The sequence below is a fragment of the Blastococcus sp. SYSU DS0973 genome, assembly GCF_054051055.1.
Genome location: NZ_JBJHAN010000004.1, coordinates 60877 through 74636, shown reverse-complemented (window position 1 = coordinate 74636; position 13760 = coordinate 60877). Strand labels below are relative to the sequence as shown.

At 75.5% G+C, this 13760-nt stretch carries 10 protein-coding genes; 3 read left to right on the top strand and 7 right to left on the bottom strand.

All coding sequences use genetic code 11. The features are described 5' to 3' along the window. Positions 1-63: 63 nt before the first annotated feature. On the top strand, positions 64-843 hold the full coding sequence (locus tag ACI791_RS08925) for a putative protein N(5)-glutamine methyltransferase (RefSeq protein ID WP_456585733.1): 780 nt from the start codon (positions 64-66) through the stop codon (positions 841-843). Here the strand turns inward: ACI791_RS08925 and ACI791_RS08920 are convergent. Next, the gene (locus ACI791_RS08920) at positions 840-2252 is read right to left on the bottom strand and encodes a dipeptidase (RefSeq protein ID WP_456585732.1); all 1413 of its coding nucleotides are present in this window, start codon (positions 2250-2252) and stop codon (positions 840-842) included. The genes ACI791_RS08925 and ACI791_RS08920 overlap by 4 nt on opposite strands. 56 nt (positions 2253-2308) lie before the next feature. On the opposite strand from ACI791_RS08920, the gene ACI791_RS08915 reads away from it, so the two are divergent. Continuing rightward, positions 2309-3160, top strand: a complete 852-nt coding sequence (locus ACI791_RS08915; protein WP_456585731.1) for an alpha/beta fold hydrolase — start codon at positions 2309-2311, stop codon at positions 3158-3160. Between the two features lie 474 nt (positions 3161-3634). Beyond that, complete coding sequence (locus ACI791_RS08910; RefSeq protein WP_456585730.1) at positions 3635-4534, top strand: DUF4349 domain-containing protein; 900 nt, start codon at positions 3635-3637, stop codon at positions 4532-4534. 33 nt (positions 4535-4567) lie between these two features. Here ACI791_RS08910 and ACI791_RS08905 read toward each other — a convergent pair whose 3' ends face one another. From ACI791_RS08905 to moeZ, 6 genes are all read right to left on the bottom strand, one after another. Next, entirely contained in the window at positions 4568-7993 is a 3426-nt protein-coding gene (locus ACI791_RS08905) for an ATP-dependent helicase (protein ID WP_456585729.1), read from the bottom strand. Beyond that, positions 7990-11172: an ATP-dependent helicase gene (locus tag ACI791_RS08900; protein ID WP_456585728.1), complete on the bottom strand. Its 3183-nt coding sequence runs from the start codon at positions 11170-11172 to the stop codon at positions 7990-7992. The genes ACI791_RS08905 and ACI791_RS08900 overlap by 4 nt, the downstream gene beginning before the upstream one ends. A 66-nt stretch (positions 11173-11238) precedes the next feature. After that, entirely contained in the window at positions 11239-11400 is a 162-nt protein-coding gene (locus ACI791_RS08895) for a hypothetical protein (protein ID WP_347057826.1), read from the bottom strand. A gap of 109 nt (positions 11401-11509) precedes the next feature. Beyond that, positions 11510-11803: an MGMT family protein gene (locus tag ACI791_RS08890; protein ID WP_456585727.1), complete on the bottom strand. Its 294-nt coding sequence runs from the start codon at positions 11801-11803 to the stop codon at positions 11510-11512. Positions 11804-11833: 30 nt separating this feature from the next. Continuing rightward, positions 11834-12415 carry a TIGR03086 family metal-binding protein gene (locus ACI791_RS08885; protein WP_456585726.1) on the bottom strand — a complete coding sequence of 194 codons (582 nt, stop codon included), beginning with the start codon at positions 12413-12415 and terminating at the stop codon, positions 11834-11836. Between the two features lie 127 nt (positions 12416-12542). Next, positions 12543-13703, bottom strand: a complete 1161-nt coding sequence (moeZ, locus tag ACI791_RS08880) for an adenylyltransferase/sulfurtransferase MoeZ (protein WP_347057829.1) — start codon at positions 13701-13703, stop codon at positions 12543-12545. Between the last annotated feature and the right edge of the window lie 57 nt (positions 13704-13760).

Here is a 13760-nt window from a genome sequence, read left to right as displayed (position 1 = left end):
GCCCGCAGCCTAGGGCGTCCCCCGTCCCCGTCACCGCAAGCGGTGGCCGTCCAGGAGGTCGCCGTGCGCCCGGGAGCAGCACCGCCGGGCCAGGGGGTCGTCGGGCGGCTGCGCGGCGCCGGGTGCGTGTTCGCCGAGGAGGAGGCCGCCCTCCTCGCGGCGGCGGCCCGCGACGCCGAGGAGCTCTCCCTGCTGGTCGACCGGCGGGTGGCCGGGACCCCGCTGGAGCAACTGGTGGGGTGGGCGGAGTTCTGCGGGCTGCGGATCGTGGTGGCGCCCGGCGTCTTCGTCCCCCGCCGGCGGACCGGGCTGGTGGTCCGCGAGGCGGTCGCGCTGGCCCGTCGGGGCGACGTCGTCGTCGACCTGTGCTGCGGCACCGGCGCGGTGGGGGCGGCGCTGGCCACCGCCGTTCCGGGGATCGACCTGCACGCCGCCGACGTCGACCCCGCGGCGGTGCGCTGCGCGCGGCGGAACCTGCCGGGTGTGGCGGTGCACGAGGGTGACCTGTTCGCCGCGCTCCCCGGGGCGCTCGCCGGGCGGATCGCCGTCCTCACCGCCAACGTGCCGTACGTGCCCACCGCGGCGATCCCGCTGATGCCGCCGGAGGCGCGCGACCACGAGCCGCGAACCGCCCTCGACGGCGGCGAGGACGGGCTCGCACTCGTCCGCCGCGTGGTCGCCGACGCCCCGGCCTGGCTCGCCCGGGGTGGCGCGGTGCTCTTCGAGTGCGGCGAGGGCCAGACCGGAGCGGCCGTCGACGTCGTCACGGCGGCGGGCCTGGCAGCCCGGCCGGTGATCGACGACGACCTCGGCGGCACCGTCGTCGTCGGCAGGCTCCCCTAACGCAGCCGCGCGGTCGCCAGCTCGCGCCACAGGTGCGCGGCGGCCTCTGCGCCGCGGTACAGCATCGGCAGCAGCACCCGCTCGTTCGGCGAGTGGATGCGGTCGGTGGGCAGGCCGGCGCCCAGGAACAGCAACGGGGCCCCGAGCGCCTCGACGAGGTCGGCCTCCGGGCCGCTGCCGCCCTCCCGGGTGAACAGCACGTCCTCCGGCGCGGTGTCGAAGGCCTGGCCGATCGCCGCCAGCAGCGCATCCATCGCCGGGGAGTCCAGGTCGCTGGCGCAGGGCGCGACGCCACCGGGCGGGGTGTGCACCTCGGCCTCGATGCCGTCGGGCATGTGGGCCGCCACCCAGTCGCGCAGCCTCGGCCCGATGTCCTCCGGGCGCTGGTCGGAGACCAGCCGGAAGGTGATCTTGGCGTGCGCCTCGGCCGGGATGATCGTCTTGTGGCCGGGGCCGGTGTAACCGCCCCACATGCCGTTGACCTCGGCGGTGGGCCGGGCACCGGTGCGCTCCAGCGTGCTGAAGCCCGCCTCGCCGTACGTCGCGCGAGAGGCGGCCGGTCCGGCCAGCCACGCCTGTTCGTCGAACGGGACCCGGCTCATCAGCTCGCGCTCGCGGTCGGTCAGGGGCCGCACCTGGTCGTAGAACCCGGGCAGGGTCACCCGGCCCCGCTCGTCGTGCAGCTCCGCCACCAGCTCGGCGAGGGCGTGCAGCGGATTGGGAACGGCGCCGCCGAACGAGCCGGAGTGCAGGTCCACCGCCGGGCCGCGCAGGGTGATCTCGGCGTCGGCCAGACCGCGCATCGCCGTCACGACGCTGGGCACGTCGGGTGCGGCCATGCCGGTGTCGCTGACCACGACGACGTCGCAGGCCAGCCGGTCCCGCCGGTCCTCCAGCAGCCGGCGGAAGTGCGGCGACCCCGACTCCTCCTCGCCCTCGACCAGCAGCTTGACGGTGACCGCGGGGGTGTCCCGGCCGGTCGCGGCGAGGTGCGCGCGGATGCCGAGCAGGTGGAAGGCGACGTTGCCCTTGTCGTCGATCGCGCCCCGGGCGTGCAGCTCCGGCCCGTCGGGGCCCTGCACCCGGGTCGGCTCGAACGGCGGGTGCTCCCACAGCTCCAGGGGGTCGACCGGCTGGACGTCGTGGTGGCCGTAGACCAGGGCGACGGGGGCGTGGGCGTCGGCCGAGGGCCACTCGGCGAAGACCGCGGGCGCGCCGGCGGTCGGCCAGATCTCCACGGTCGGGAAGCCGACGCGGCGCAGCGCGTCGGCCAGCCACGTGGCGCTCGCGGCGACGTCGCGCGCGTGCGCGGGGTCGGCCGAGATCGACGGGATGCGCAGCCAGGCGTCCAGATCGGCGTGCAGGTCGTCGAGGTGGTCGAGGACGAAGTTCCGTTCGGCGCTGGTCACGGCATCGACGGTAGTGCCGTCAGCGCGGCGCCCCCGGCCCGGCTAGCGTCCGGGTCATGCCCGGAGAGCTGCTGCGGACCGACGTCGGCGACCTGACCTTCGACGTGCGCGTCGACGGCCCCGAGGACGGCCGCCCGGTGCTGCTGCTGCACGGCTTCCCGCAGACGTCCGCCTCGTGGGCGGCGGTGACACCGCTGCTCACGCAGGCGGGGCTGCGCACCTACGCACCCGACCAGCTCGGCTACTCCCCCGGCGCTCGGCCTGCCGAGGTCGAGGCCTACGCCATGCAGAACCTGGCGCAGGTGACGGCGGACCTCATGACGGCGCTGGAGATCCCGGTCGCCGACGTCGTCGGGCACGACTGGGGCGCGAACGTGGCGTGGACCCTCGCCGCCTGGCACAGCGACCGGGTGCGGTCGCTGACGGCGGTGTCGGTGCCGCACCCGGCCGCCTACACCGCGGCCTTCCGCATCGACCCGGAGCAGAAGGAGCGCTCGGCGTACATCCGGCTGTTCTGGCAGCCCGGCAAGGCCGAGGAGGTGCTGCTGGCCGACGACGGGCGTCGGCTGCGCCGGATGCTGCTGGGCACCGAGGGCGACACGGGCGTCTCCCCGGAGGCCGCCGCCGAGTACGTGGCGGTGCTCTCGGCGCCGGGAGCGCTCACCGCGGCGCTCAACTGGTACCGCGCGATGAGCTCCGACATCCGGGTGGACAAGGTCGAGGTGCCCACCACCTACGTCTGGAGCGACGGTGACGTCGCCATCGGCCGGACCGCCGCAGAGGCCTGCGCGGAGTTCGTGACCGGGGACTACCGATTCGTGGAGCTGCCCGGCGTGACCCACTGGGTCCCCGAGCAGGCACCCGAGCAGCTGGCCGCGGCGGTCCTGGACCGCGTCGCCTCGTCGTGAGCGCGCCGGGCCCGCGGCTGCGTGTTCCGGTGGCCGAGGACGCCGGCGACTGAGGCGAGCTGCTCGACGACCCGCGGGCACGTCGTTCACCGGGCCCCCGCCGGTGGCGGTGGTGGTGACTCTTCATGACGCCGACCGACTGCACCGTCCCCCGACCGCGCTCCTGTCCAGGGATCCGGCCCGACGCTGGCCCGAGCGCGCCCTCTGCCGACATGTCGACTCGTCGATGAGTCGACATGTCGGCAGTGGTACCGGCTCCCCCTCCGCTCTCCGCCCAGGAGCCGGTCGCCCGGCACGCTCCCGTGGGAACGTGCCGGGCGCGCCGTGCCGTCATCCCTTCGGGGAGGCACCCAGCGGAAGGACCAGACCGGCATGATCGGACGACGGGCACGCGCGAGCGTCGTACCACCCATCGGCGTCACGATCGGGCATCGCCGCTGGTCGGCGGCGACCCAACGGCCTACTGTCCGCGCCGTGAGCCGCTTCCTCGGCACGGCAGCCGCGACGCTGGCCCTGGCGCTGCTGGTCGGCTGCACGGGCTCGTCGGGCGCGGAGTCCGGGAGCGCGGACGGCGGTGCCGGCGGCGGCGCGGTCGTTCCCGAGTTCGCCACTCCTGGGGCCGCGCCGGCCGACGACGCCACCGGCGCCGACCGGCAGGTGGTCACGACCGCCACCGCAGCCCTCGCCGTCGAGGACCCGGCCGAGGGCGCCCAGCGGGTGAGCGAGCTGGTGGAATCCGTCGGTGGGCGGGTCGAGGAGCGCACCGAGCAGGCCGCGTCCGGGGCGGACGGGGTCGAGGGCGCCGTCGCCGAGCTCGTGGTGCGCGTGCCGGCGGCCGCGCTCACCGGCGTCCTGACCGACCTGGAGGATCTCGGCGACGTCGCGAACGTGTCGGTGTCCCACTCCGACGTGACGACCACGGCGGTGGATCTGGACGCGCGGATCTCGGCGCTGCGGACCGCGGTGGCGCGGCTGCAGGCCCTGATGGACGACGCCGCCAGCACCGAGGCCCTGCTGGCGGCCGAGGAGGCCCTCTCCGAGCGGCAGGAGGAGCTGGAGTCGCTGCTGTCCCGGCGGGCGCTCCTGGCCGACCGGGTGGAGCTGTCGACGCTGCGCGTCATCCTGGAGCCGTTCGGCGTGGCGCCGCCCGGTGGACCCGACGGCTTCCTCGACGGACTGGGTACCGGATGGCGGGCCCTGGCGTCCACCGCGGGTTCCATCGTCGTCGTCCTCGGCATCCTCCTCCCATGGGGGGCCGTCGCCGCGCTGGTGGCCGGAGCGGTCCTGGTGCCGGTCCGCCGGGCGCGGCGAGGAACGCCCGCGGCGGCCGCGCCGCCCCCGGCCCCACCACCTCCGGCCCCGCCGCAGGGCTGACCGGTTCCTCCCTCCCCGGGAGGCCGGGAGCGGTCAGCCCGTCCCGGTGACGAGGGCGAGCAGTCCGGCCTCGTCGAGCAGGTCCACCGGACGGATCGTCTCCTTGGCGGCCACGTGGTGGAAGCCGGCGCTGACCCGCTGCACCGGCACCCCGGTCAGCCGTGACCAGCCGAGCCGGTAGGCGGCCAGCTGCACGCCGACCGCGGCCAGCTCCGCGCCGGACGGCGGAGGACCGGTCTTCCAGTCGATCACCTCGTAGCCGCCGTCCTCGCGCTGGAACACCGCGTCGATCCGCCCCCGCAGGGTCAGCGGGCCCAGCGGGGTCTCGAACGGCACCTCGACCTCGACCGGCTGCCGGTCGGCCCACTCGCTGGCGAGGAAGGCCTGGCGCAGCTCCTCGAGCTGGTCGTCGGGCACGGCGAGCTCGTCACCGGAGCCGGGCAACTCGTCCAGGTCGACCAGGCGCGCGGCTCCGAAGCGCTCCTCCAGCCAGGCGTGGAAGGCGGTCCCCCGGCGGGCCTGCGGCGCCGGCGCGGCCGGCATCGGGCGGCGCAGCCGGCGGGCCAGCTCAGCCGGGTCGCGGCGGAGCGTGACCAGCGCCGACACCGACAGGTGCGAGGGCAGCGGCACCTCGACGGTCGGGCTGGCCGCAGCGGCGCGCTCGCGGAGCAGCAGGTCGGCGTCGCGGACCCACTGCTCGACCAGCTCGTCGGCCTCGCCCAGGCTGCGATCAGGGTTCAGCGGGTGCGGCGCAGCTCCCTCGACCAGCTGGGCGGCGGCGGTCAGCGCGCGTCGGCGCGGCTCCGACAGCGGATCGGCCGGCCACACCCCGACCGGCCACTCCTCGAGCGCCGGGTTGGTGGCGCCGTCCTCCGGTGCGGGGGCCCAGTGCAGGACGGTGCCGGCGCCGGCCTCGCACGCCTCCTTGGCGGTGTGCAGCAGGGACGACGGCCCGCACGGCCTGATGCCGTCGCGCCACCAGCTGCCCGAGCACAGCAGCAGCCGCTTGGCGCGGGTGACGGCGACGTAGCCGAGCCGGATCTCCTCGTCGCGGCCGAAGTCCTTCCAGTCCTGGACGTACTCCTCCAAGGCATCCCGGACCACCGCCTGGTCGCCGGATCCGGGCACGGGCAGCTTCAGGCGGGGCAGCTCGGCGCGGTCGGTGAGCCGCAGGTCGACCGGAACGGCGCCGGGATCCTTGATCCAGGAGTCGCTGGCGTTGCTGCGCGCGGGGAACTGGTCGACGGTCATCCCGGGCACGGCGACGACGTCCCACTCCAGCCCCTTCGCCGAGTGGCCGGTGAGCAGCTGCACCGCTTCGTGATTGACCGCCACCTCACCGGGTTCCAGCCCTCGCTCGCGCTCCTCTGCGTCGCGCAGGTAGCCCAGGAACGCCGGTAGCGACGGCAACTCGGCCAGCTCGGTGAACTCCGCGGCGACGCCGTGCAGCGCGTCCAGGTGCGCCCGCGCACCGGCCGGGCTGACCCCGGGCGCGCTGGCGAGCTCGGTCTCCAGCCCGAGGGTGCGGGCCACCTCGTCGACCAGGTCGGGCAGCGAGTCGCCGATCCGCGTGCGCAGATGGGCGAGCTCGCCACCCAGCCGGCGCAGCCGCCGGTAGCCGGTCGGCGAGTACTGGGTGGCATCGCCGAGGTCGTCCAGCGCCTCGACGATGCTGCCGCGCTCCTGCGGGGGCTCGACGGCGCCCGGCCCCTCGGCCGGCTGCTGGCTGTCGTCCGGGCGCGCCGGGCGGCGCGAGTGCACGAGCGCCCGGGCGCGGGCCTCCAACGCGGCGAGGTCGCGTGGGCCGATCCGCCAGCGGGCACCGGTGAGCAGCCGGCCCATCGCGTCTCCCGCGGTGGGGTCGACCAGCACGGTGAGGGTCGCGACGACGTCGGAGACCTCGGGCACCTCCAGCAGCCCGCCCAGCCCGACGACCTCGACGGGCAGCCCGCGCTCGCGCAGCGCGGCGGCGATGCCCGGCAGCTGCTTGCGGGTGCGCACGAGCACCGCCATCGACGGCGGGCGGTGCGCCTCGTCGTCCTCCGGACGACCCCGCGACCCGTTGCCGTCCCCCTGCTCGGCGGAGCCGATGCGTCGTCCCTGCGCGGACCCCTCCGGGGCCCACTCGGGACGACCGGTCTCGAGCCGTTTGCCGTACCAGGCCGCGGCCAGGCGGTCGGCCAGCGCCGTCGTCTCGTCGGCGACCGTGTCGTACAGCCCGACGGTGACCGCGCCGCGGCCGGCCGTGGGTGCGGGGGTCAGATCGGGCAGCGGCTGGGCGGGCTCGGGCAGCATCGCCGAGACGGCGTTGGCGACGGCGAGCACCGCCTCGTCGTTGCGCCAGCTGGTGGCCAGCGTCAGCCGCTCGGCACCGCGGCCGGGACGCCCCGGGAACGTGCGGGCGAACCGCTCGATCGTGCCGGCGGACGCGCCGCGCCAGCCGTAGATCGACTGGCGCGGGTCGCCGACGGCCAGCACGGGGTGGCCGGTGTCACCACCGAAGAGCGCCTCCAGCATGCGCAGCTGCCCGACGCTGGTGTCCTGGTACTCGTCCAGCAGCACCACCTGCCACCGCGCCCGCTCGCGGCGGCCCACCTCGGGCGAGGCGACGGCGATCCGCGCGGCATAGGACACCTGGTCGGCGTAGTCGATGGAGCCCATCGCCCGTTTGCGGGCCTCGAACGCCTCGACCAGCGGCAGCAGGGCCACCCGCGCCCGCTGCCGGGCGAGCATCTCGGTGACCGCGGCGTAGGGCCCCTTCTTCTTGGGCGCGTCCGGATACCCGGCGATCTGCGCCTCCAGCCGCGCCGTCCAGGTGCGCAGCGCAGCCGGGGTGACGTCGTGCTCCCCCATCTCGCCGGCGAGGGCGAGCACGTCCTCCACCGTGGTGAGCAGCGTCAGCGGCACGTCGGACATGTCGCCGGTCCAGGCCGCCACCACCGTCGCCGCCTGCCCCCAGCACATGGCCGGCCCGAGCACCCCCGCGCCGGGTTCCACACCGATCCGCAGCCCGTGCTCGGCGACCAGTGACGCGGCGTACCCGTGGTAGGTCGAGACCGTCGGCTGGGCGATGGCGAGACGCTCGCGGAGGTCGTCCTCGGTCTCCGGGTGCCGGGCCAGTGCGCCCAGGCGGAGCCGGATCCGCTCGTTCAGCTCGCTGGCGGCCTTGCGGGTGAAGGTGAGACCGAGGACGGCCTCGGGCTCCACGATCCGGTTGGCGACCAGGTAGGACACCCGGGCGGCCATCGTCTCGGTCTTGCCCGAGCCGGCGCCGGCGACCACCACCAGCGGTCGGTCCGTGGGGGCGCGGACGACGCCCGCCTGCTCGTCGGAGGGGGCGTAGGACAGCCCGCAGCGCTCGGCCACCTCCGCCGGCGTCAGCAGGCGGCGCGGCGCCTGCTGCAGTGCCGGGGCCTCCGCCAGGAGGTCGTCGAAGGAGAGCTGCCCGTCGTGGCTCATCCGGTCACCTGCCGTCCGCGCTCCTGCAGCGGGCAGCTGCGCCGGGCCGGGCACCGCGAGCAGTGGGCGCCGGTGCGCACCTCGAACGTGCCGGCGCCCATCCCGTTCCCGACCTCGGCCACCAGCTGTCCGGCCCACGTCTGGTCCAGCGGCACGTCGGCGGGCAGCGGCTCCTGGTGCTGCTCCTTGGCCTTCGCCCCGGTGCCGACCTGGAGCAGGGCCGCACCGCCGGGCACCGTGCCGTGCTCGGCGAACCCGCCGGCGGCGATCGCCACCTGGTAGGCGGCCAGCTGGCCGTGCTCCTCGGTGTTCTTGGCCGCTGTCTTCCCCGTCTTGAGGTCGACGACGACCAGGCGGCCCTCGGCGTCCCGCTCCAGCCGGTCCACCTGACCGCGGATGCGCGCCCGGCCGACCACGACGTCGACGTTGCCCTCCGCGGAGAGCAGCTCCCGGCCGTTGGCGGCGTGCCAGCGGAGAAAGCGGTCGAGCATGTCGTGGGCCTGGAGGCGCTGCCGCTGGTCGGCCCAGCCGGGGCCGAGGTCGAGTTGGTCCAGCTCGGCATCGAGCACCGGGCGCGCATCGACCGGCGGCAACCCCTCGGCGACCTGCTGGGCGACCGCGTGCACCGCCGTCCCGACGGTGCGGGTGGCGTCGGGCGAGGCCTCGGCGCCGACCGCACCCAGGACCCAGCGCAGCGGGCAGCGCTGGAAGGTCTCGATGGCCGAGGGCCGCACCCGCACCGGCTCCTCCGCGGGCACCAGCGGCGCGTCGTCCGACAGGGGCGCGAGCCCCCACCAGCGGGCGGGCGCGGCACCGGCCACGCCCTCGTCGGCCAGTCGGCGGAGCAGCGCCGCCGCTGCCGAGCGGCGGGCGGGGGACGTGTGCGGATCGGTGACCGCCCGGCGCAGCTCGGCGACCAGCGCCGGCAGGGTGAGCGCCCGGGGCAGCTCGGTGAGCGGACGACCGTCGGCGGGGGGTGGCTCGACCAGGTCGAGGAACCGGGAGGCGGTGGCGCCCGCGTCCGCGCCGTCCAGTGCGCCCTCGATGGCGGTGACGACGAGCCGCCGGCGGGCGCGGGTGGTGGCGACGTAGAACAGCCGCCGCTCCTCGGCCAGCGCCAGCGCGCGCCGGTCGGTGCCCGCGGCGTCGACACCCGCGGCCTTCTCGACCAGCACCTCCGCACCGAGCAGCGACGCCCGCTCCCGCAGGTCCGGCCAGACGCCCTCCTGCACGCCGGACACGCAGACCACGTCCCACTCCAGGCCCTTGGCGGCGTGCGCGGTCAGCAGCCGGACCGTCTCGCCGGTGGCCGTCCGGGCGGCGCCGGTGTCGCCCGGCAGCTGCTGCGCCGACAGGTGGGCGACGAACGCCCGGACGTCGGCCGACGGCAGCCGGTCGACGAACCCCGCGGCGGCGTCGAACAGCGCGACGACGGCGTCCAGGTCGCGGTCGGCGACAGCTCCCGGCGGGCCGCCGGCGGCGCTGGCCCGGGCCCAGCGGGGGCCGAGCCCGCTGCGCTGCCACATCGCCCACAGCACGTCCTCGGCGGTGCCGTCCTGCGCGAGCGCCAGCCGGCCGGCGGCCATGACCGCGCCGACCCGGGCGGCCGGGCGGGCCAGGTGCTCGGGCAGCGCCTCCAGCAGCGCCTCGTCGGTGAGCGCGTCGGCCAGCGGCGTCCCCCGTTCGGCGGCGTCGATGCCCTGCTTGGCCAGGGCGACCCGTACCGCCCGGCGCAGCCGGCGCAGGTCGAGCACCGTCGCGCCGCCGAGCGGGGAGGCCAGCAGCGCCTCCGCTCCCGGCTCGTCGAGACCGGTGGGCTCGCCGTCGGGACGCGGCAGCAGCGCGGAGAGCGCGTGCAGGAAGGGGGCGACGGCGGGCTGCGCGGCCAGCGGCAGGTCGTCGGTGGAGACGGTGACCGGCACGCCGGCGGAGGCCAGCGCCCGGCGGAACGGACCGAGCACCCCGGTGGTCCGCACGACGACGGCCATCTGCGACCACGGGACGCCGTCGAGCAGGTGCGCCCGGCGTAGGACGTCGGCGACGTAGGCCGCCTCCACCGCGGCAGACCCGAAGACGTGCACCTCCGCCTCGCCGGGGGGTGCCGACTCCCCCGCCGTCAGCCGGCGGTGCTCCCAGGGGCCGGGCAGCCCCTCGGCCACCGCGCGGCTGATCCGCAGCAGCTCCTCCCCCGACCGCCGGCAGACGCCCAGCGACAGCCGGCCGGCCGCGCGGCCGTCGGTGTGCCGGAACCGGTCGGGGAACTCCACGATGCCGCGGGGCTCGGCGCCGCGGAAGGCGTAGATGGACTGGTCCGGGTCGCCGACCGCGACCAGGTTCCCACCACCCCCGGCGAGCAGCGCGAGCAGCTCGACCTGCGCCGGATCGGTGTCCTGGTACTCGTCGACGAACAGCCAGCGGGCGCGCTCGCGCTCCTGGCGCAGCAGCTCCGGGTCCTCGCTCAGCTCGAGGATGGCCTGGCGGACCAGCTCCGCCGGGTCGTAACCGGAGGCGTCACCGCGGGAGGCGACCCAGAAGTCGCTGACGTTCTCGTACTGCTGCTGGAACGCGGCGGCGTGCACCCAGTGGTCACGGCCGGTCTCGCGGCCCCAGGCGGCCAGGCGCGCGGGACCGACACCCCGCTCGGTCGCGCGCAGCAGCAGCTCGCGCAGCTCCGCCCGGAAGCCCTCGGTGCCCAGCGCCGGCGTGAGGTCGTCGGGCCAGCGGACGGTGCCCACGCCTTCGGCGTCGCCGCGCAGCAGCTCGGCGACGACCGCGTCCTGCTCCGCGGAGGTGAGCAGCCGCGGCGGCGGGTCGCCCCGCAGCACGGCGGCGCGGCGCAGCACGCCGTAGGCGTAGGAGTGGAAGGTGCGGGCCAGTGGTTCGCGGATGGTGCGCGCCACCCGCGAGGTGATGCGGGTGCGCAGCTCGGCCGCGGCCTTGCGGCTGAAGGTGAGGACGAGGATCTGCTCGGGGTCGATCCCGGCGTCGATCCGGTGGGCGACGGCCTCGACGATCGTCGTGGTCTTGCCCGTACCGGGGCCGGCGAGCACCAGCAGCGGCCCGCCCGGGTGGTCGACGACCGCCTGCTGGGTCGGGTCGAGCCGCGGAGCCGTGGTGCGTGGCGGCTCCCCCGGGAGCAGCCGGTAGACCGGACCGCTCTCACCCCCGCGCTGTGCCACCCCCCGATGGAATCACGGGGGTACGACGATCCGGGGACGGGCGTGACGGGTGGGAGGACCGACCGGTCAGGCGAGGGAGTCGGCCAGCGCCGCTTCGAGCATGAGGTCGGTCGCGGTGGTCAGCCAGCCGGCGACCAGGAGCAGCGGCCACGCCTGCTCGCGGTCCAGCGACGCGGTTCCGGCGACCAGCCCGGCCTGGGCGACCGCCCGGCACGCCATCGTGTTCATGCACCTGGGATCGGCACGTGATCGCCGCAGCTGAAGGCGATGCGCGGAAATGGTCCGCATGGGTCGGATCGACACACGCCGGACACCGGCGCCGGACGGCTGCGCCGGATCAGTCGGGCCAGCCGACCGCTGCCAGCTGGACCCTTCCGTTGCGGACCGGCACGCCCTCGCCGGCCAGCAGCTCCAGCTGCCGGGCGCGCACCGGTTCGGCGGCCGAGCCGTCGGCACGCACCACCCGGTACCAGGGCACCGCTCCTCCACCGGAGCTCAGCGCCCGCGCCACCCGGCGCGGGCCGACGCCCACCAGCCGGCCGATGGCGCCGTAGGTGCTCACCCGCCCGCGCGGGATCCGCTCCACCACGTCGAAGACGGCCTCGTCGACGTCGAGCGCGGCATCGGTCACCGGCTCATGGTGACTCCCCGGACCGACGGGTCAGAAGTCCTTGCGCCCGAAACGGGCCAGCAGACGGGTCTGCGGCGGTGCGGCCGCGGAGACGTCGAGAGGCGCGTCGAAGAGTCCGGGCACGCCGTCCTCCGGCAGCCGCTCGGCGTAGACCAGCGCGGCGGTCACCAGCTCGCCGTCCAGCTCCGTGTCGCCGTCCGTGGCCTGCGCGAGGTCCCAGGCGTGCACGGTGAGGTCGGCGGTCATCTCGAGGATGTACTCGGCACTGGGCGTGGGACCACGGGAGAGGTGCACGGTGCGGATCAGGCCCTCGTCCTCGGCGAACGCCGACAGCGCCGCGTCCGCGGCCGACTCCCAGCCGAGCAGCGGGTCGGCCCCCAGCAGGTCGCTGCGTCCGTCGGGGAAGCGTCCTTCCGCGTACGGTTCCCCGGCCATCAGCGGCGGCACCCACAGCTGCTCGCTCACCAGGTGCGCGACGAGGTCGGACACCGTCCACCCGGGCAGCGCCTGGTCCTCCCAGCGGTCCGGCTCCACCGCGTCGACCCGGTCGGTGAACTGGTTCTGAGCGCGCTGGAAGAGCTCCAGGAGCTCGACGGGCGAGAAGTCGGCCATGGCGTCAGTGAACATGCCGAGGGCCCGGCCCGCCTCCCCGAGGAGAGGCGGACCGGGCCCTCGGCGACGTGCTGGAGAGGCCCCATCGCAGGGGCCCGGCCCGAGCGGAGCGAGGGGCGGGGTGGCCTCAGTAGGTGGGCAGCGCCTTGTCGATCCGCGTCGCCCACGCCGTCACGCCGCCCTGGACGTGCACGGCGTCCCGGAAGCCGGCGTTCTTGACCGCGGCGAGCGCCTCGGCCGAGCGGACACCCGTCTTGCAGTGCAGCACGATCGGCTTGTCCTGCGGCAGCGACGCCAGCGCCCGGCCGGAGAGGATCTCGTCCTTGGGGATCAGCGTGGCGCCGGGGATCGAGACGATCTCGTACTCGTTCGGCTCCCGGACGTCGATCAGCTCGAAGTCCTTGCCGGCGTCCATCATGTCCTTGAGCTCGTCGACGGTGATCGTCGAGCCCGCGGCCGCCAGCTGCGCCTCCTCGGAAACCACGCCGCAGAAGGCCTCGTAGTCGATGAGGCCGGTGATCGGCTCGCCCTCGGGGTCCTTGCGCACCTTGATCGTGCGGAAGGTCATCTCCAGGGCGTCGTAGACCATGAGCCGGCCCAGCAGCGTCTCGCCGATGCCGGTGATCAGCTTGACCGCCTCGGTCGCCTGGATGGCCCCGACGGTGGCGCACAGGACACCGAGCACGCCGCCCTCGGCGCACGAGGGCACCATGCCGGGCGGCGGGGGAACCGGGTAGAGGTCGCGGTAGTTCGGGCCGTGCTCGTTCCAGAAGACCGACACCTGGCCGTCGAACCGGTAGATCGAGCCCCAGACGTAGGGCTTGTCCAGGAGCACGCAGGCGTCGTTGACCAGGTAGCGGGTGGCGAAGTTGTCGGTGCCGTCGACGATGAGGTCGTACTCGCGGAAGATGTCGAGCACGTTCTCGCTGTCCAGGCGCGTCTCGTGCAGCCGGACGTCGATCAGCGGGTTGATCTCCTTGATGGAGTCGCGCGCGCTCTCGGCCTTGGACCGGCCGACGTCGGACTGCCCGTGGATGATCTGGCGCTGCAGGTTGGACTCGTCGACGGTGTCGAACTCGACGATGCCCAGGGTTCCGACACCGGCCGCGGCGAGGTACATCAGCACCGGCGAGCCGAGGCCTCCGGCGCCGACGGCGAGCACCTTGGCGTTCTTGAGCCGCTTCTGCCCGTCCATCCCGACGTCGGGGATGATCAGGTGGCGGCTGTACCGGCGGACCTCGTCGATGGACAGGTCGGTCGCAGGCTCCACCAGGGGTGGCAGGGTCACGCTTGCTCCTCTTGGTCGCGGACAGCGGCCCGCACCGGGGCCGACGATCGTGGGCAT

Bases quoted from the DNA above. Each gene is read 5' to 3' on its own strand.
- ACI791_RS08895 (WP_347057826.1), bottom strand. From the start codon at position 11,400: ATGAACACGATGGCGTGCCGGGCGGTCGCCCAGGCCGGGCTGGTCGCC.
- ACI791_RS08905 (WP_456585729.1), bottom strand. From the start codon at position 7,993: ATGAGCCACGACGGGCAGCTCTCCTTCGACGACCTCCTGGCGGAGGCC.
- ACI791_RS08885 (WP_456585726.1), bottom strand. From the start codon at position 12,415: ATGGCCGACTTCTCGCCCGTCGAGCTCCTGGAGCTCTTCCAGCGCGCT.
- ACI791_RS08915 (WP_456585731.1), top strand. From the start codon at position 2,309: ATGCCCGGAGAGCTGCTGCGGACCGACGTCGGCGACCTGACCTTCGAC.